Origin of the sequence: Cryobacterium sp. Y57, assembly GCF_002929505.1 — a bacterium.
GTDB lineage: Bacteria > Actinomycetota > Actinomycetes > Actinomycetales > Microbacteriaceae > Cryobacterium.
Map to the genome: position 1 here is coordinate 51,396 of NZ_PJJL01000066.1, position 18,704 is coordinate 70,099.

The 18,704-nt window shown below is 63.8% G+C and carries 17 protein-coding genes; 7 read left to right on the forward strand and 10 right to left on the reverse strand.

Annotated elements, in window-relative coordinates:
- Nucleotides 1-115: 115 nt before the first annotated feature.
- The 4 genes from CXY72_RS09155 (at nucleotide 116) to CXY72_RS09170 (ending at nucleotide 5,788) form a co-directional block, all read left to right on the forward strand.
- A complete protein-coding gene (locus tag CXY72_RS09155) occupies nucleotides 116-1,858 on the forward strand; it encodes a glycerol-3-phosphate dehydrogenase/oxidase (RefSeq protein ID WP_104127390.1) in 1,743 nt (580 codons plus the stop codon).
- Between the two features lie 182 nt (nucleotides 1,859-2,040).
- On the forward strand, nucleotides 2,041-2,775 hold the full coding sequence (locus CXY72_RS09160) for an MIP/aquaporin family protein (protein ID WP_104127485.1): 735 nt from the start codon (nucleotides 2,041-2,043) through the stop codon (nucleotides 2,773-2,775).
- Between the two features lie 83 nt (nucleotides 2,776-2,858).
- A complete protein-coding gene (gene glpK, locus CXY72_RS09165) occupies nucleotides 2,859-4,373 on the forward strand; it encodes a glycerol kinase GlpK (RefSeq protein ID WP_104127391.1) in 1,515 nt (504 codons plus the stop codon).
- Nucleotides 4,374-4,864: 491 nt separating this feature from the next.
- Nucleotides 4,865-5,788 carry an endonuclease domain-containing protein gene (locus CXY72_RS09170; RefSeq protein ID WP_158252525.1) on the forward strand — a complete coding sequence of 308 codons (924 nt, stop codon included), beginning with the start codon at nucleotides 4,865-4,867 and terminating at the stop codon, nucleotides 5,786-5,788.
- A gap of 80 nt (nucleotides 5,789-5,868) precedes the next feature.
- Here the strand turns inward: CXY72_RS09170 and CXY72_RS09175 are convergent, their stop codons facing one another.
- The 10 genes from CXY72_RS09175 to CXY72_RS09220 form a co-directional block, all read right to left on the reverse strand.
- The gene (locus tag CXY72_RS09175; RefSeq protein WP_233197732.1) at nucleotides 5,869-6,594 is read right to left on the reverse strand and encodes an HAD family hydrolase; all 726 of its coding nucleotides are present in this window, start codon (nucleotides 6,592-6,594) and stop codon (nucleotides 5,869-5,871) included.
- A gap of 42 nt (nucleotides 6,595-6,636) precedes the next feature.
- Nucleotides 6,637-7,242, reverse strand: a complete 606-nt coding sequence (locus CXY72_RS09180; RefSeq protein WP_104127393.1) for a GNAT family N-acetyltransferase — start codon at nucleotides 7,240-7,242, stop codon at nucleotides 6,637-6,639.
- Entirely contained in the window at nucleotides 7,242-8,246 is a 1,005-nt protein-coding gene (gene trpS, locus CXY72_RS09185; RefSeq protein ID WP_104127394.1) for a tryptophan--tRNA ligase, read from the reverse strand. The genes CXY72_RS09180 and trpS overlap by 1 nt, the downstream gene beginning before the upstream one ends.
- Nucleotides 8,243-9,100, reverse strand: a complete 858-nt coding sequence (locus CXY72_RS09190; protein WP_104127395.1) for an exodeoxyribonuclease III — start codon at nucleotides 9,098-9,100, stop codon at nucleotides 8,243-8,245. The genes trpS and CXY72_RS09190 overlap by 4 nt, the downstream gene beginning before the upstream one ends.
- 13 nt (nucleotides 9,101-9,113) lie before the next feature.
- Nucleotides 9,114-10,184: a YihY/virulence factor BrkB family protein gene (locus tag CXY72_RS09195; protein ID WP_104127396.1), complete on the reverse strand. Its 1,071-nt coding sequence runs from the start codon at nucleotides 10,182-10,184 to the stop codon at nucleotides 9,114-9,116.
- A 100-nt stretch (nucleotides 10,185-10,284) separates the two neighbouring features.
- On the reverse strand, nucleotides 10,285-11,046 hold the full coding sequence (locus tag CXY72_RS09200; protein WP_104127397.1) for a succinate dehydrogenase iron-sulfur subunit: 762 nt from the start codon (nucleotides 11,044-11,046) through the stop codon (nucleotides 10,285-10,287).
- Nucleotides 11,046-12,872, reverse strand: a complete 1,827-nt coding sequence (gene sdhA, locus CXY72_RS09205; protein ID WP_104127398.1) for a succinate dehydrogenase flavoprotein subunit — start codon at nucleotides 12,870-12,872, stop codon at nucleotides 11,046-11,048. Before sdhA ends, CXY72_RS09200 begins: the two co-directional genes overlap by 1 nt.
- 17 nt (nucleotides 12,873-12,889) lie before the next feature.
- Entirely contained in the window at nucleotides 12,890-13,342 is a 453-nt protein-coding gene (locus tag CXY72_RS09210; protein WP_104127399.1) for a succinate dehydrogenase hydrophobic membrane anchor subunit, read from the reverse strand.
- Nucleotides 13,343-13,353: 11 nt separating this feature from the next.
- Nucleotides 13,354-13,767, reverse strand: coding sequence for a succinate dehydrogenase, cytochrome b556 subunit (sdhC, locus tag CXY72_RS09215; RefSeq protein WP_104127400.1), 414 nt, complete (start codon nucleotides 13,765-13,767; stop codon nucleotides 13,354-13,356).
- A gap of 110 nt (nucleotides 13,768-13,877) precedes the next feature.
- The gene (locus CXY72_RS09220) at nucleotides 13,878-15,062 is read right to left on the reverse strand and encodes a glycosyltransferase family 1 protein (protein ID WP_104127401.1); all 1,185 of its coding nucleotides are present in this window, start codon (nucleotides 15,060-15,062) and stop codon (nucleotides 13,878-13,880) included.
- Between the two features lie 96 nt (nucleotides 15,063-15,158).
- On the opposite strand from CXY72_RS09220, the gene CXY72_RS09225 reads away from it, so the two are divergent.
- The 3 genes from CXY72_RS09225 (at nucleotide 15,159) to CXY72_RS09235 (ending at nucleotide 18,649) form a co-directional block, all read left to right on the forward strand.
- Nucleotides 15,159-16,280, forward strand: coding sequence for a mannose-1-phosphate guanylyltransferase (locus tag CXY72_RS09225; RefSeq protein WP_104127402.1), 1,122 nt, complete (start codon nucleotides 15,159-15,161; stop codon nucleotides 16,278-16,280).
- A gap of 63 nt (nucleotides 16,281-16,343) precedes the next feature.
- Nucleotides 16,344-17,405, forward strand: a complete 1,062-nt coding sequence (locus CXY72_RS09230; RefSeq protein ID WP_104127403.1) for a BMP family protein — start codon at nucleotides 16,344-16,346, stop codon at nucleotides 17,403-17,405.
- Nucleotides 17,406-17,542: 137 nt separating this feature from the next.
- Complete coding sequence (locus CXY72_RS09235) at nucleotides 17,543-18,649, forward strand: BMP family protein (RefSeq protein ID WP_104127404.1); 1,107 nt, start codon at nucleotides 17,543-17,545, stop codon at nucleotides 18,647-18,649.
- Nucleotides 18,650-18,704: the final 55 nt, after the last annotated feature.

Below are 18,704 nucleotides of genomic sequence, written 5' to 3' on the forward strand. Positions count from 1 at the left end.
CCTTGCACGTATGTTCAATCCACTTGAGAAATTGTGTCGGACTGTCAGACTATAGCCATCCACATGACTTGCCCCGTGCAAATCACCGGCAATCCCCGAGACAAAGGTGACAACAATGTCGTTCCTCAACTCACAGACCTCGACCGCAATCGCCGATCGCCCGAGCGCCCAGGTGCTCATCATCGGTGCCGGCATCAACGGCATCGCCACCTTTCGTGATCTAGCCCTGCAGGGCGTCGACGTGGTCATCGTTGAGAAGAACGATTACGTCTCCGGCGCCTCGTCGGCCAGCTCGCACATGATTCACGGCGGCGTGCGCTATCTCGAAAATGGTGAGTTTCGCCTGGTCAAGGAGTCGGTCGAGGAACGCAACGGCCTGCTCAAGATCGCACCGCACTACGTCAAACCATTGCAGACGACCATCCCCATCTTCTCGACCTTTTCGGGCGTGATGGCCGCGCCGCTGCGTTTCCTCACCCACAAGCAGGGCGCCAAGCACGTCGAGCGTGGTGCGATGCTCATCAAAATCGGCATGATGATCTACGACGCCTTCTCCCGCGACGGCGGAACGGTACCCCGCCACGAATTCAAGGGCCGCACCAAGGCACTCGCCGCCCTGCCGCTGCTGAACCCGGGACTGAAATACACGGCCACCTACTATGACGCGGCCATGCACGACCCCGAACGCCTCGCGCTCGACGTGCTGCGCGACGGCCTCGACGCCGGCCCGCACGCTCGCGCCGCCAACTATGTCGAAGCGGCCGGTATAACGGAAAACGGCGTATTGCTTCGCAACAGCATCACCGGCGAAGAATTCTCCTTTCGAGCGGACGTCATCGTCAACACGAGCGGGCCGTGGACCGACCTGACCAATGACGCTCTCGGCCAGCCGAGCACTTTCATGGGCGGCACCAAGGGTTCCCACGTCGTACTGGACAATCCGCAACTATTCGCGGCGACGGGAGGTCGAGAGATCTTCTTCGAGCACGAAGACGGCCGCATCGTGTTGATCTACCCGCTCAAGGGCCGCGTTCTCGTCGGCACCACCGACCTCGAGCACGACATCACCCAGCCCATTCGCTGCACCGAAGACGAGATCGATTACTTCTTCGATCTGGTCGCGCACGTTTTCCCAACGGTACCGGTCGATCGTTCGCACATCGTGTTCCGCTTCGCCGGAGTGCGTCCGCTACCGCGACACGACGATGAAACACCGGGTTTCGTCTCCCGTGACTACCGCATCGAGTCCCGTCCGCTGCCCCGCACCGACGCCGCTGATGGCACCCTGCTCAGCCTGGTCGGGGGCAAGTGGACCACCTTCCGCGCCCTCGCTGAGAACCTGAGCACGGACATCCTGAAACTGCTCGGCCTGCCGCGCACGGTCTCTACCGAGGGGCTCGCTATCGGAGGCGGCCGCGACTGGCCGGCCTCGGACGCCGCCCGCGTGGTTTGGGCCGCAGCCCACGGCGACGAGGTGGGCACCGATCGCGCCGCAGCGCTGCTCGCCCGCTACGGCACCAGAGCGAGCGAGGTCATCGACTTCCTCATCGATCCGACCGGTCCAGCGGATGCCCCTGTCGTGCACAACAGTGACTACACGCGGCGTGAAATCGAGTTCCTGGCCGGGTTCGAGGGCGTCGTGCGGCTGAGCGACGTGCTGTTGCGCCGCACCAGCATGGCCTTCGTCGGCGCCGTGACCACTCCTCTGATCGAGGAGATCGCCCGCGTTGTCGCTCCTGTTCTCGGCTGGGATACCGCACGCCGCGCTGAAGAGATCGAGCTCGCTCGCGCCACTCTGATGGACGTGCACGGGGTCGACCTCGCCCCGGTCGCCGAAGCCGGTGTTCTGATCGACTGACCCGCTCGAACTGACGATTATTGACAATCTGCACGAACGTGCACGAGAAACCTGTTCACTCCGGCCCCGTCGCCGCTACGTTTTAGACAACACGCACGACAGCCGCGCTCAACAACACTGTTGCGTACGGTGAACAGCACTCCATCTGAAAGGTCAATGTGGACAATCTCGGTGTCGTCTTTATGTCAGAGGTCGTGGGAACGGCCATCCTCGTATTACTCGGCTGTGGTGTGGTGGCCAACGTCGCGCTCGCCAAGAACAAGGGCTTCGGCGGTGGCTTTCTCATGGTCACGATCGGCTGGGGCCTCGCGGTCTATGCCGGTGTGATCGCCGCGTACAACTCGGGTGCTCACCTGAACCCCGCCGTCACGCTCGGCCTGGTCGCGAGTGGGGCTGATACCTTCGGATCCGGCGTTCCGGTCAATGTCGCCTCGACGCTCGCCTACATCGGCGCGCAGATGATCGGCGCTATTCTCGGTGCCGTCGTAGTCTGGCTCGCCTACAAGCCGCACTTCGACCAAGAGCCGGACGCGGCAAACAAGCTCGGTGTCTTCGCGACCGGGCCGGCCATCCGCTCGTACGGGTGGAACCTCGTCACCGAGATCATCGGCACTTTTGTGCTCGTCTTCGTCGTCATCGGATTCGGCCGCAACGGCGATGCCGGCGGGCTCGCGGCGCTCGGCGCGCTGCCGGTGGCGCTGCTCGTGATCGCCATCGGTGCCTCGCTCGGTGGGCCGACCGGCTACGCCATCAACCCCGCGCGTGACCTCGGTCCCCGCATCGCGCACTTCCTGTTGCCGATCAAGGGCAAGCGCGGCAGCGACTGGTCCTACTCCTGGGTTCCGGTTCTCGGACCTATCATCGGCGGTGTGCTCGCCGGAGCATCATCGGGTGTGCTGCTGCCGGTTTTGGGCTAGGGCGGCCGACGTAGCCTGCGGCATCCGCTTTCGTTATCCTTTCACCACCGTATTTCTCACCTGGAACAACAAAGGAGTTACACATGGCCAAGTACGTTCTCGCCATCGACCAGGGGACCACGAGCTCCCGCGCAATCATCTTCGACAAGGCCGGGTCGATTATTTCGACCGGTCAGCTTGAGCACGAACAGATTCTGCCGCAGGCCGGCTGGGTTGAGCATGACCCAAAGGAAATCTGGGACAACACCCGAGAGGCCATCGGGCAGGCGCTGTCGAAGGCGAATATCACGCGCCACGACATCGAAGCCATCGGCATCACCAATCAGCGCGAAACCGCTGTCGTCTGGGACAAGACCACCGGCGTGCCCGTCTATAACGCCATCGTCTGGCAGGACACCCGTACCCAGCCGATCGTCGACCGGTTGGCAGCGGATGGCGGCGTCGATCGGTTCAAGTCGACCGTCGGCCTGCCGCTGGCCACCTACTTCTCCGGGACCAAGATCGTCTGGATCCTGGAAAACGTCGAGGGAGCACGCGCGAAAGCGGATGCCGGCGACCTTTTGTTCGGCACCACCGATTCCTGGGTGCTGTGGAACCTGACCGGCGGCACCGAGGGCGGTGTGCACGCGACCGACGTCACCAATGCGAGCCGCACCATGTTCATGGACCTCAAAACTCTGCAGTGGGACGACGAGATTCTCAGCATTTTCAATGTGCCGAAGTCGATGTTGCCCGAGATCAAGTCGTCCTCAGAGGTATACGGCACTGCCAGCGGACACAGCCTGCTGCGCGAGGTGCCGATAGCCGGCATCCTCGGCGACCAGCAGGCCGCGACCTTCGGCCAGGCTGCCTTCGACCAGGGCGAAGCGAAGAACACCTACGGCACCGGAAACTTTCTGATCTTCAACACCGGCACCGATATCATCCACTCGAAGAACGGCCTGCTCACCACCGTGGGCTACAAGCTCGGCGATGCGCCGGTGCACTACGCGCTCGAGGGTTCGATCGCGGTAACCGGCTCGCTCGTGCAGTGGCTGCGTGACCAGCTCGGCATCATCAAGGACGCCTCTGAGATCGAAGACCTCGCCAAGACGGTCGACGACAATGGTGGGGCCTACTTCGTGCCGGCCTTCTCGGGCCTGTTCGCGCCGTACTGGCGGTCGGACGCGCGCGGAGCGCTCGTGGGACTGACCCGCTACGTGAACAAGGGCCACATCGCCCGGGCGGCGCTCGAAGCCATCGCGTATCAGACGCGAGAGGTGCTCGATGCGGTCAACGCGGACTCCGGGGTGCCGCTGACCGCGCTCAAGGTCGACGGTGGTGCCACGGTCAACGACCTGCTCATGCAGTTCCAGGCCGACATCATCGGCGTGCCCGTCGTGCGCCCGGTTGTCGCCGAGACCACCGCGCTCGGCGCCGCGTACGCGGCCGGCCTCGCTGTGGGCTTCTGGAGCGGTCTCGACGATCTGCGCTCCAACTGGCAGGAAGACGCCCGCTGGGAGCCCTCCATGGACCCGAAGGAAGCTGCTCGTCTCCTGCGCAACTGGAAGAAAGCCGTCACGAAGACCCTCGATTGGGTCGACGAGGACGTGAAGTAGTCCACACCTCTTTCCCCGCCCGGCCGCTTCCCCTCTTTCGGGGCGCATAACTCCTGCAATTTGCCGCGTCAAGTTTTCGGAGGCCCGTGTTTTCGCGGTCCGTAGAAACAGTGCCTGCAATCTGCAGGAGTTATGCCTCGGTGACTGCCGGTGACCGCCCGTGACCGGTGATGCATGATCGGTGATCGGTGATCGGTGATCGGTGAACACGGCTCGATCGCCCTTCGGGTGACCGTTGTCACTCCGGGATGGCCCGATCGCGTAACTCCTGCAATTTGGTCTCTCGGACCGGCCGACCCGAGTGCGTCCGGCTTAGATTGCAGACGAGTGCGGAGATTGCAGGAGTTATGCGCTTAGGCGAGAGGTGCGACACGAAAGAGTAAGCACGAAAGAGTAAGCACGGAAAAGTTATGCACAGGCGGCTGGAAGTGCTGTCCCCAGATTGCTTTCGGGGAGGTCCTCGTAACTGGAAAATGACGACGATCGTCTGCATGAACCCATTTCTGACCTCCTTCGCTGGCCAGTGCCGCATCGTCAGCCGACAAGACCTATTGAACAGCGGCATGCGAGCCAAACACATCACGGCTGCAGTGCGTAGCAATACGCTCATCCGAGTGCGCCGCGATCACTACGCTCTGCCGGGAACCGATCGCCACACCCTCGAGGCGGTTCGCATCGGCGGGCGCGAAGCCTGCGTTTCGGCGGCCCGGGAGATCGGCTTCTTTGCCTTCGACTCGCAATTCACCCACGTGCATATCCCGCGGGAGGGCTCCCGTCTGCGCAGTCCCCAAAGTCGCCACGTTCCGCTGGCGGCCGCCCCGCGGGACGGCGTCGAGCTGCACTGGTGGCCGCTCATCGACAGCACTGATGGCACCGAGTACTGCGTCGGGCCCCGCGACGCCCTCGCCCAGATCATCCAGTGTCAGGAACCTCGCTTCGCTCTCGCGGCACTCGACACAGCCCTGCACGAGCACAAGATTCGGGAAGCTGACCTCGACGAGATCTTCGCCCATGTCCCCGACAAGCATAGAGGGCTGCGGTCCCGCATCGACGCGCGAGTGGATGCCGGCCAGGAGTCCGTCCTACGCGACCTGTTCCGGGCCGCCGGGTACCGCTGCGACATTCAGGTGCACATCGACCGGGTCGGCCGCGTCGATGTGCTGGTCGAGGACTGTGTAGTCGTCGAGGCGGACAGCCAGAGTCATCACAAAGCCTGGGAGGAGCACATTCGCGACCGCACCCGAGACCGGTTGCTGGCAACCCTCGGCTACGTGACGCTCCGCGTGCTGTATCAAGACATCATGTTCGATCCGGAGGGGGTGCTTCGGGCAATTCAGAAGCTCGTCGACATTTGCCGGTATGGGAGCCCCCGAGTCTTCACAGCTGCCCAAGCCACGGACATCCGCGGCGCATGACTCCTGCAAATTTCGAATGACTCGAAGTAGAAGGCCCACAATTCTGGGCTTTATCGAGTCTAGGCGGCAATTTGCAGGAGTTATGCTCCCCGGAGGGCGGCGAACAGGCCCGGCAGGCTGGCGAGAGTGTCGATGCGGAGAACTCCGAGGCGTGCGGCATCGTCGGTGTCGGCAACGGCAACGGCAACGGCGACTGCGGATGCGCCGGCACCGGCGCGGGCGAGCCAGACTCCCGTCAGCCCCGCAGCGGAAGCGCCCACAGCATCCGTGCGCAGCCGATCTCCCACGTAAACGGCCTCTTCGACGGGCACGTCGAACAGCGCGCAGGCGTGCTCGAAGATGCGCGTGTCGGGCTTGGCAAAGCCGAGCGCGCCCGAGGCGATGACATGCTCGAACCGGTCAGCCAGGCTGACGCGGCGAATCTTCTCGCCCTGAAAAACCGGGTCGCCATTCGTGATGAGGCCAAAGCGCACTGCGGGAATCACCTCGGCCAGCGCATCGAAGCAGGGGAGCGCATCGTCGTGCAGCCGCCACCGGGACCGGTAGCTTTCGAAATATTCGTCAAACCACTCATCTGCTTCGGCGTCGGTCAGCACGATGTTGAACGACGACGCGAAATCCTGGGCGCGGGCGCGGCGCTGGCCGGCAAAGGTGAGAGTGCCCGCGAGGTAGGAGTGATAGTGCTCTTCCTCGAGCGCACTCCACAGCACCGTCGCTGCTGCGCGGTCGGCGGCTGCAAAGGCACCGCCGATCCGGTCGAGGTGTAGCAGAATACCGGCAGCGACCGCGTCCCGGTGAGCGAACAAACAGGGTGTCGTCGAGGTCGAACAGTACGACGCGCGGCACGGTCATCGGGCGAGGGCCGCTGCTGGCCAGCCGGGCTGCTGGCTGCGGTCATCGCCGGCTGCGAGGTGGCCGTGCCAGGAGTCGGGAAAGGATCCGTCCCGGTAGGCGGTAACGGATGGCCCCGTGCGGGAATATCGAAATCCCGACTTCCATGCCGCTCGGGCCGACGCGACGTTTCCGACCAGGCATTCCCAGTTCAGCACGTCGATGATTCCCCCCGCGAATGCCCAATCGGCGACGAGCCGCTGCGCTTCGGGTATGAGCCCGGAGCCGCGGTACGGGGCGCCGAGCCAGAAGCCGATGGAGCCCACCCGGTGAACGGATGCGTCCGCCGCGACGGATTCCCCGCTCAAGCGCAGGCAAATCACGCCTCGCAGTTCCGGCGCGGCCGGGTCTCGCACCGCCCAGGTATATTCCCGATCGGACATCCATCCGGAGGGGACATACTCAGCGAGGAATCCTTCGGCGTGCTCCAGACGATAGGGCCAGGGAACGGTCAGGTAACGCTCAAAAAGCGGGTCCTGGCAGTATTCGAAGACCCGATCGGTGTCTCCGGCGACAGGCGCATCAAGCAGTACCAGCCGGGAGGAGAGCGAGAACGGCTGCATCAGCGAGGGGGGAGAAAGCCAACGCGGTCGTAGGCGGTGGCCAGGGTCTCATTGGCAACATCCGAGGCCCGGGCCGCGTTGGACGCGAGAACCCGGTCGAGCTCGGCCGGGTCATCCAGCAGTTCGGCCACGCGCTGGCGAATCGGATCGAAGGTACCCAGAACCACCTCGACGAGTCCCTTTTTCAGGTCGCCGTACCCGCGGCCAGCAAATTCGTTTTCGATCGACTCGATCGATTGGCCGGCGAGCACGGAGTAGATCGTGAGCAGGTTGGCCACACCCGGCTTGTTCTCGCGGTCGAAGATTACGCCGCCGTCGGCATCCGTCACGGCCCGCATGATCTTCTTTCGAGTGACGCCGGGCTCATCGAGCAGCCAGATGATTCCGGCCTGCGACTCGGCCGACTTCGACATTTTCGACGTGGGATTCTGCAGGTCGTAGATCTTCGCGGTCTCCTTCACGATCGCCACTTCGGGAATCGTGAAGGTGTCGCCGAAGCGTGAGTTGAAGCGCAGGGCGAGGTCGCGGGTGAGTTCCACGTGCTGGCGCTGGTCTTCCCCGACCGGCACCACCTCGGTTTGGTACAGCAGAATGTCCGCCGCCATCAGTGTCGGGTAGGCGAACAGGCCAACGGATGTCGCGTCGGCGCCGTGTCGCACGGACTTGTCCTTGAACTGCGTCATGCGACTCGCCTCACCGAAGCCGGTGATGGTGTTGAGCACCCAGGCCAGCTGGGCGTGCGCGGCGACGTGCGACTGCACGTACAGCGTTGACGCCGACGGGTCGATCCCGGCCGCAATATACTGCGCCGCTGTGCGACGCGTGTTCTCGCGTAGCTTGGCGGGCTCCTGGGCGACCGTGATGGCGTGCAGGTCGACGATGGAGAAGAACGCGTCGTGCGTCTGCTGCAGCGACTTCCAGTTCAAAAGCGCGCCGATGTAGTTGCCGATCTGCAGGGACTCGGCGGAGGGCTGCATGCCCGAATACAGGCGGGGTTTGGTCATGAGTGTGCTTCCTTCGCGAGGTCATAGTCGACCACGACGGGGGAGTGGTCGCTCCAGCGCTGGTCGTAGGCGGCGGCCCGGTCGACCGCATAATTCAGAACGGATGCCGCCAGCTTGGGGCTGGCCAGATGGTAATCCAGGCGCCACCCGGTATCGGTGTCGAAAGCCTGCCCGCGCTGCGACCACCAGGTGTACGGTCCTGCAACCTCGCCGGCCCACTTACGGCCGACGTCTACCCAGCCGAGTCCCGCCCCCGCGTTGTACTCCGGCTCGCTTTCGCCGCCGAGGATACGGTCGAAATATTCCCGCTCCTCCGGGAGAAAACCCGCGTGCTTCTTGTTGCCGCGCCAGTTCTTGATGTCGAGGGTGCGATGGCCCACGTTGAGGTCACCCAGCACGAGCGCGAGCGGGCTGTGCTCGGTCAGCTCGGGCAGCCGGGCTAACATGGCGTCGAGAAACTTGTACTTCTCGATCTGCTTCGGGGTGTCGGTCTCGCCGGAGTGCACGTAGGTGCTCACGACGGTGATCATCTGGCCGTCGACCTCGTAGTCGGCTTCGAGCCAGCGGCCGGCGCTGTCGAACTCTTCGGCGCCGAGGGCAACCCGGTGAATGGATGCGCCCGCCCGGCTGGCGAGGGCGACACCGGCCCGGCCCTTGGCGGTGGCGGCGTCGTGCAGAATATTCCAGTCCGGCCCGAGCAACCCCTCGAGGTCTTCGGTCGAGGCGCGCACCTCCTGGATGGCCAGAATGTCCACGTCGCGCTGGTTCAGCCAGTCGCCCATTCCCTTGCGGTACGCGGCTCGTACCCCGTTTGTGTTGATGCTGGCAATGCGGAGCGGTTTGGCAGAAGACATGGGTCAAGTCTAGTTAGGGCGCATCTGCCGAATCGGCCAGGGCGTAGTCCGCCACCCGCGCGTTTGCCGCCTTCAGCCGGCGGCCGGCGGCCCACCGGGCGTACCACGGCGACGCATCGAGGTCGGCCTTGGCTGCCGTGAGCTCGGCCTGCGCGGTCAACCGGAGGGCGTCGTGCATCCGTTTCTCCTGCCGGTCTGCGGCCTCATCGGCACTCAGCGTGTGCGGCGGAATGCCCGCGTCGGCCATGCCGACCGCGATCCACGAGGCGGCGATGAGCGTGACGGAACTCACGAGGTTGAACCAGACCAACAGACCGATGATCACGGCGAAGGTCGCCAGCAGCGGGTTGCGGCTGGCGCCACCGAGGAGCACTCCACCGAGAATTTTCAGGAGTCCGAGCGCGACACCGCCGAGCAGTGCCCCGGCGAACAGCCGTGGCACCGGAATACGCACCCGCGACAGCACCCGGAACAGGCCGGCGAGGGTGAGCGTGTCGATGACGAGCACGACGGCCAGGCCGATGCCGCGAGCAGACGCCTCGTAGAAGAACGAATCCTGCGCAATCTGAAAGAGCCGAAACAGGGCGCCGAGCAGCGCGGTGCTCGCGACGGAGACGAGCGCCGACACGACCAGGGCGAGCCCGAAGATCAGCCCCAGGCCGAGCTCGCGCAGCTTGACCCAGATGAAGAACGTGATCTGCGGTGGCATCCCGAAGACGGTGCGCACCGCCTGTGCGGTGGTCGAGAGCCAGCCGAGGGCGGTCAGGAGCAATCCCGCCAGGGCGATGGCGCCGGTCCAGGTGAGAATGCCAGCGGTGGCGAGTACCTTCGGATCGATGATGGCGTCGGTGCCGATCAGGCCCGGAACCGACTGGTTGATGATCGCGTACAGGGCGTTCAGCAGTCCCTGGTTCGCGGTGAGAAACAGGCCGGCGATGGAGAACCCCACCCAGACTGCCGCGAAGATGGCGAAGATGGCTTGGTACGACATCCCGCCGGCGAGGATGCCGCCACCCACGTTGGTGAAGTGGGCGAATACCCGCACCGGACGCCACGCTTGGATGCGCGCCAGAAACTCTTTCACGGAGTTAGCTTAACGGGGCGTGTGGAGGGACGTCGGCAAGCCTGGACGCAGAATCACCCCCGTCGAATTGACAGGGGTGACTCTTCACACAATCGAACAGTTACGCCTTGCCGCGCATAATGGCCTGCTTGACCTCGGAGATGGCCTGGGTCACCTGGATGCCGCGGGGGCAGGCATCCGTGCAGTTGAAGGTCGTGCGGCAACGCCACACGCCCTCCTTGTCGTTGAGAATGTCGAGGCGCACGGCCGCATTCTCATCGCGGGAGTCGAAGATGAAGCGGTGCGCGTTCACGATCGCGGCCGGGCCGAAGTACTGGCCGTCGGTCCAGAAGACCGGGCAGCTCGACGTGCACGCTGCGCACAGAATGCACTTCGTGGTGTCGTCGAAGCGCGCGCGCTGGGCGACCGTCTGGATGCGTTCCTTGCCCTTGACCGGCGTGACGCTGTTCATCAGGAACGGCTGCACGGCCCGGAAGGAGTCGAAGAACGGCTCCATGTCAACGATGAGGTCCTTCTCCAGCGGCAGGCCTTTGATAGCTTCCACGTAGATGGGCTTGGTGATGTCGAGGTCTTTCATCAGCGTCTTGCAGGCCAGACGGTTGCGGCCGTTGATGCGCATGGCATCGGAGCCGCAGATGCCGTGTGCGCACGAGCGACGGAAGGTCAGTGAACCGTCCTGCTCCCATTTGATCTTATGCAGGGCGTCGAGCACGCGGTCGGTCGGGTATAGCTGCACATCGAAATCCTGCCAGTGCGGCTCGTCGTCGACCTCCGGGTTGAACCGACGAATAATAAGCGTCACCGTGAAGGATTTGATCTCCTCGGGAACGGCGGGCTTCTGATCAATCGTGGCGGAACTCACTAGTACTTCCTCTCCATCGGCTGGTAACGGGTGATGACAACCGGTTTCCAGTCGAGTTTGATGTGGTCGGCGGCATCCGCGCTCATGGCGTCACCCTTGAGGTAGGCCATGGTGTGCTTGAGGTAGTTCTCGTCGTCGCGCACGAGGTAATCCTCACGCTGGTGTCCGCCGCGGCTTTCCTTGCGGTTGCGGGCGGAGTAGACGACAACCTCAGCGAGGTCGAGCAAAAAACCCAGTTCGACCGCCTCGAGCAGGTCGGTATTGAAGCGTCGGCCCTTGTCCTGCACACCGATGTTCTTGTACCGCTCACGCAGCAGGTGAATGGTCTCGGTGACCTCAGCGAGGGACTCGTCGGTGCGGAACACCTGGGCCTTCTTATCCATCTCTTCCTGCAGAATCTTGCGCAGCACAGCAATGCGTTCGGTTCCCGTCGATGAGCGGATGCCCTCCAGCAGTTCGCGCACCTCCTTGGCCGGGTCTTCCGGCAGGGGCGTGAACGAGGCCGTCTTGACGTACTCGACCGCGTTGTTGCCGGCGCGCTTGCCGAACACGTTGATGTCCAGCAGCGAGTTGGTGCCGAGGCGGTTGGAGCCGTGCACCGAAACGCAGGCGCATTCACCGGCGGCGTACAGGCCGGGAACGACCTCTCCGTTGTTGCGCCAGACCTCGGCCTTCACGTTGGTGGGGATTCCGCCCATCGCGTAGTGCGCGGTCGGCATGACCGGCACCGGTTCGGTGACCGGGTCAACGCCGAGGTAGGTGCGGGCGAACTCGGTGATGTCGGGCAGCTTGGTCTCGAGCAGTTCCTTGCCGAGGTGCGTGCAGTCGAGGTATAGGTAGTCCTTTTCCGGTCCGGCGCCGCGACCCTCAGCGACCTCCTTGAGCATGCAGCGCGAGACGATGTCACGCGGGGCGAGGTCCTTGATGGTCGGCGCGTAGCGTTCCATGAAGCGTTCACCGGAGGCGTTGCGCAAAATGGCGCCTTCACCGCGGGCTCCCTCGGTCAAGAGGATGCCGAGCCCGGCCAGGCCGGTCGGGTGGAACTGGAAGAACTCCATGTCCTCGAGTGGGAGACCCTTGCGCCAGACGATACCGACGCCGTCACCGGTGAGGGTGTGCGCGTTCGAGGTGGTCTTGTAGATCTTGCCGAAACCGCCGGTGGCGAAGATGAACGCCTTGCCCTGGAAGACGTGCAACTCGCCGCTCGACAGGTCGAGGGCGACCACGGCCGATGGCTGGTCGACGCCATCGACGTTGGTCATGACGAGGTCCAGCACGTAGTACTCGTTGAAGAAGTTGATGCCGCGCTTGACGCAGTTCTGATACAGCGTCTGCAGAATCATGTGGCCGGTGCGGTCGGCGGCATAGCAGGACCGGCGAACCGGGCTCTTGCCGTGGTCGCGGGTGTGGCCGCCGAAACGACGCTGGTCGATCTTGCCCTCCGGCGTGCGGTTGAACGGCAGGCCCATGTTCTCAAGGTCGATGACCGCGTCGATGGCTTCCTTGGCCAGAATCTCGGCGGCGTCCTGGTCGACCAGGTAGTCACCGCCCTTGATCGTGTCGAAGGTGTGCCACTCCCAGTTGTCTTCCTCGACGTTGGCCAGGGCGGCAGCCATGCCGCCCTGAGCCGCACCGGTGTGCGAACGCGTCGGGTAGAGCTTGGAGATGACCGCTGTGCTGGCGTGGGGGCCGGCTTCGATGGCGGCACGCATACCAGCCCCACCCGCTCCCACAATGACGATGTCGTGCTGGTGGTAGTGCACGCCGTCTACGACGGTGGACTCCGGAGCCGGATTGGGAACGGCGGGTGAAGTGGAAGAAGTCATATGTGTGTGTGCAGCTCCTAGAGGGACTTACAGAACGAGGCGACGAGGTCGGCGGGCGCACCGGCGGGGCAGGGATCGAAGGTGAACACCACAAGGGTGCCGAGCACGATCAGCGAGACAACACTGACCAGAATGGCAACCTTGAGGATGCCGCGGCTGATTCGCGAGGTCGCGTAGTCATTGACCAGGGTGCGCATACCGTTGCCGCCGTGAATCAGGGCAAGCCAGAGCATGATGACGTCCCAGACCATCCAGAACGGGTTGGTTAGCTTACCGGCGACGAACGCGAAGTTCAGGGCGCTGACGCCCTCGCCGATCATGAGGTTGACGAACAGGTGGCCGAAGATGAGCACGACCAGCACGACGCCGGAGACACGCATGTAGATCCAGCCCCACTTTTCCCAGTTGACACCGCTCTTCTTGGTGGAGCGGGTGTACGGGCTGCGGGGAGCTTCGATTGTTGAAGTCATAATGTCGCCCCCTAGTGGCTGAACACGTTGATGAGGTGGCGCGGTACGAAGCCCAGCATGGTGACGACCCACAGGCCGATGACGACGTAGAACAGTACCCGCTGGTACTTGGCGTTCCAGAAGTCGATCAGAATGATCCGCAATCCGTTGAACGCGTGGAACACGATGGCTCCGACAAGTGCGACCTCACCGAGACCCATGATCGGCGTCTGGTATTGCGCGATAACAGCGTTGTACGCTTCGGGACTGACCCGCACGAGCGCCGTGTCGAGAATATGAACAAGCAGAAAGAAGAAAATCGCGACGCCCGTGATGCGGTGCAATACCCACGACCACATCCCCGTGTTACCCCGATACAGGGTGCCGGCGGGGCGACGTGACGTCGTCTTCTGCTGAGAATCTAGGGTTCCTGCCGTCTGTGGCATGAACAACCCTCCCTGGCTGAATAATGGCTCTCTAATGAGACCGAGAATGCGCTATAAGCACATGTGATTATTCTACAAGCGCGCCGCCCGCTCGTGTCAGTTAGGTTGCCCTAACGTTGCAGCGAGGGCGGGACGTGCGTGCCGGCGCGCACGGCCAGACGCTCGTCGACGGCTTGCTCGTAGTACTCGACCAGTTCGGCGCAGACCGTCGGCCAGGAGCGCCCCAGCACTGCGCGACGCCCAGCTTCGCCCATGCGTGCCCGCAACATCGGGTCACGTGCGAGCTGGCACACCCAGTGCCGCAGGTCGGAGTCGTCGTCCGGCCGAAACAGGTAGCCGTTCACGCCGTGGGTCACGAGGTCGATCGGTCCACCAGCGTGCGGGGCCACCACGGGCAGGCCGGCGGCGTGCGCCTCTTGCAGCGTCTGACCAAAGGTTTCCTCGGTACCCGCGTGCACGAACAGGTCAAAGCTCGCGTAGGCAACGGCAAGTTCGCGGCCCGACAGGCGTCCGAGCCAGGTGACGGGCATGCCCGAGAGAGCGCGCCGAATGGACGGGACGCTCGGCCCGTCTCCGACGAGAGCTAGACGGATGCCCGGGACCCCGCGCAGCGCACGCAGTCGCTCCACCTGCTTCTCCGGGGCCATGCGGCCGACATACCCGACAATCACGTCACGTTCAGCGCCAGAGCCCGTCGGTGCTTCGTGCTGCGGCGCAATTCGTTCCCGCAGGGCGGCGACCGCCGGGTCATTCTTCAGATTCGGGTGGAACCCGGCGAGATCGACGCCGCGAGTCCACATCGCCAGACGGGGAACGCCGAGGCGCAGCAGGGCAGCCATCGACGACGATGACGGAACGAGAGTGCGGGTGGCGCCCTCGTGCACCCACTTCACGAACCGCCAGGCCAGGGCCGTGGCGGGACCGAGGTGGTTTCGGTGCGCGTAGCCGGCGACATCCGTCTGAAAGATTGCAACCGAGGGAATGTCGAGCCGGTTGGCGGCGCTGATGCCTTGGGCGCCGAGCAGAAACGGCGAGGCTGCGTGCAGGACATCGGGCCGAAAGTCAGCGAGCAACTTCTGCACCTGCGGGCTCGGCATGCCGACCGGAAATTCACGGTAGTTGACCGCCGAAACGGTGTGCACTGGAAAACCGGAGTACTCGACGGGGGCGCCGTGGGGGGCGATGACCATGGCCTCATGACCGGCGGCAGCCAGGTGCTCGAGCACCTGGCAGACGCTCGTGGTCACGCCGCTCACGGTGGGGAGAAAACTTTCGCTGATTACTGCAATCCGCATGATTTGAGGGTAAACAACGAGCATTGCCGCCGAGTAACGGGCGCGTGAACAGTGGTCTCGCGCCGTCGTAGTGCGGGCGCCGGATAGTCTGGGCCCATGATTACGTCCTCTGAGCCCATCGACCGCCTGTACAGTGTGATTCCCGCCGGCGGCATCGGGTCCCGACTGTGGCCGCTGTCGCGAGCGGACGCCCCCAAATTTCTGCACGACCTCACCGGCTCGGGCCAGACGCTGCTGCGCGACACCTGGGATCGTCTGGTTCCGCTCTCGAGCGAGCAGCGCATCATGGTCGTCACCGGACGGGCGCATCGTGCTGCCGTTGAACAGCAGTTGCCCGAACTGACCGACCCGAACGTCGTTCTCGAGAGCGAACCGCGCGACTCGACCGCCGCGATCGGCCTCGCGGCGGCAATCTTGCAGCTGCGCGAACCCGGAGTGATCATCGGATCGTTCCCGGCGGACCAGGTCATCAAGGGCGACGCCCTGTTCCGCTCGGCCGTGACCGAGGCGGTGGCTGCGGCGGATGCCGGCTATATCGTCACGATCGGCATCCGGCCGACCGAAGCCGCGATCGGCTTCGGCTACATCAAGAGCGCCGCCGCGCTGGCGGTCGATGGCGCCCCGACCGCACTGGCCGTCGACTCCTTCGTGGAGAAGCCGAGCCCCGAGGTTGCTGAACGGTACCTCGCCGATGGCAATTACCTGTGGAACGCGGGGATCTTCATCGCCCGCGCCGACCGCTTGCTGGACGAGATCGCGTCGACTGAGCCCGAGTTGCACGCCGGGCTCATGAGGCTCGCCGAGGCATGGGACACCCCGGCCCGCGGCGCCATGGTCGATCAGGTCTGGCCGCGCCTGAAGAAGATCGCCATTGACTATTCGGTCGCTGAACCGGCCGCGGCGGCCGGCAAGCTCGTGGTGATTCCCGGCCAGTTCGACTGGGACGACGTCGGCGACTTCGCGTCGATCGCCAAGCTGCATTCAGGAGGCAGCAAGTCCAACCTCGCCATCCTCGGCGACGGTGCCCGGGTGCTCGCCGACTCGTCGAGCGGCATCGTGGTCAGCAACACCGGCCGCATGATCGCGCTGATCGGTGTCGAAGATATTGTCGTGATCGACACGCCCGACGCGTTGCTGGTCACCACGAGTGCGAACGCCCAGAAGGTCAAGGCGGTCGTCGACGCGTTGAAGCTCTCGGGTTCGAGCGATGTGCTCTAAACCTGTACCGGTGTTCGGCTCGCACTGACTAGAATTCCAGATCATGCTTAAGGGAGTGTCTTTATGCGTCACTTGATTGCTGTTTCTGCCCTTGCGGCATCCGCTCTGCTGCTGGCCGGGTGCGCGCAGGCGCCGACACCGACCGCGACAACGGATGCAACAGCGCCCGACTACTGCGCCCGCATGGTCACGAACTCGGGCGGTCTCGACGACCGGTCCTTCAACCAGTCCAGCTGGGAAGGGCTGCAGGAAGCGGCGACGAAGTACAACATCGATACTCAGGCGATCGTGTCGACGTCGGAGGCCGATCTGGCACCCAACGTGAGTCAGGCCGTTTCGACCGGATGCCAGTTCGTTCTCACCGTCGGTTTTGAACTCGCCGAGGCCACGCTCGCCGAGGCGACGGCCAACCCCGACATACACTTCGCGCTCGTCGACGAGGTCGTCGATGCGTCCAACGTGAAACCGATCGTCTTCGACACCGCGCAGGCATCCTTTCTGGCCGGCTACCTTGCGGCCGGCGTGAGCAAAACCGGCATAGTGGCCACCTTCGGTGGCGGCAATCAGCCGCCGGTCACCCTGTTCATGGACGGTTTCGTCGACGGCGTCGCCATGTACAACGACAAACACACAGCTGCCGTGCAGGTGCTCGGCTGGAACAAGGACACCCAGGACGGCAGGTTCACCGGCGATTTCGAAGACGTCAACAAGGGTAAGGCTCTTGCGCAGGCGTTCATCGACCAGGGCGCTGACATTATCTTGCCGGTGGCCGGCCAGGTTGGTCAGGGTGCCGCCGCCGCCGCCATCGAGAATCCGGGCGTGTCGATCATCTGGGTAGACAACGACGGCTACGTGACCCTGCCGGAGCAGTTTCAGTCCGTCGTACTCACGAGTGTGCTGAAGAACACCTCGGCTGCGGTAGTGGAAACTATCGGGTCCGACCTTGACGGCACCTTCGACAACACGGCTTTCGTGGGTACGTTGAAGAACGGCGGCGTCGAGATCGCCGACTTCCACGACCTAGCCTCGCTGGTCACCCCCGAACTGAGTGCCGAGCTCGACCAGATCAGAGCTGCGATCATAGCCGGGATTATCTCCGTAGAGGGCCCCAGTACACCCCAATAGGGGCAGAACTTCTTCGGCAATGTCGCGGCTTGGTAACGACTCGCTCGCGCACCCACATTGCTCATCCGCGCAGCGTCTCTTTGGGTAACGTGGTCTACGTCCATGCGATCTCGCTGGGCTGCATCCTGGAGGTCCTCTTGACAATTTCGACCCGTAAGACCGTAATTGCCGGTCTCGCAATGTTCGGTACCGCGGCGATGTTGGCCGCCTGTGCTCAGGCGCCGGCTGCCACCGACGACACCAACTCCGCCGCAGCCAGCGACTTTCTGCCCTGCATGGTGTCTGACGCCGGTGGATTCGACGATCAGTCCTTCAACCAGCTCGGCTTCGAGGGCCTCAATGAGGCCGCCGGTGAACTCGGCGTGACGCCGATCACGGTTGAATCCGCCGCTGAGACCGACTACCAGTCGAACGTGCAAAACCTCGTTGACCAGGGCTGCAGCCTCATCATCACCGTAGGGTTCGACCTCGCCGCCGCGACCGTTGAGTCGGCCCTCGCGAACCCCGAAGTGAATTACGCCCTCATCGATAACGCTGCCGACCTCGACGATGACCACAAGGTCGACGCCCCGAACATCAAGCCGCTGCTCTTTGACACCGCACCGGCCGGCTTCATGGCCGGTTACGCCGCTGCCGGTTACAGCGAGACGGGCGTTGTCGGCACCTATGGCGGACGGCAGATTGCGCCGGTCACCATCTTCATGGACGGCTTCGCCGACGGCGTTGTGTACTACAACGAGAAGAACGACACCGCCGTTAAGACCATCGGCTGGGACGTCGCCTCGCAGACCGGCTCCTTCACCGGTGGTTTCGCTGCCGGCGTTGATTCCTTCGCCAAGGCACAGGCCCTGATCGACCAGAATGCCGACGTGCTCCTGCCCGTTGGCGGACCGATCTTCCTGAGCGCGATCGAAGCGATCAAGAGCTCGGGCAAGGACATCGCGATGGTCGGTGTAGACGCCGACCTGTTCGAAACCAACCCGGCCAATTCCAGCCTGTTCCTCACCAGCATCCTCAAGGATATCAAGCTCGCCGTGTCCACCGTGGTAGCCGCCTCCGGATCCGGTACGTTCGACGCGACCGCCTATCTCGGAACCCTCGACAATGAAGGCGTTGGCATCGCACCGTTCCACGACTTCGAGTCCAAGGTTCCCGCGACGGTGATCGAGGACATCGACGCCATCAAGGCCGGCATCATCGACGGTTCGATCACGGTCGAATCGCCCGCTTCGCCCAAGCAGTAATAGGCTCGTTGAACTGGGGAGGCCTGATTGTCGGCCTCCCTATTTCATTTCCCAC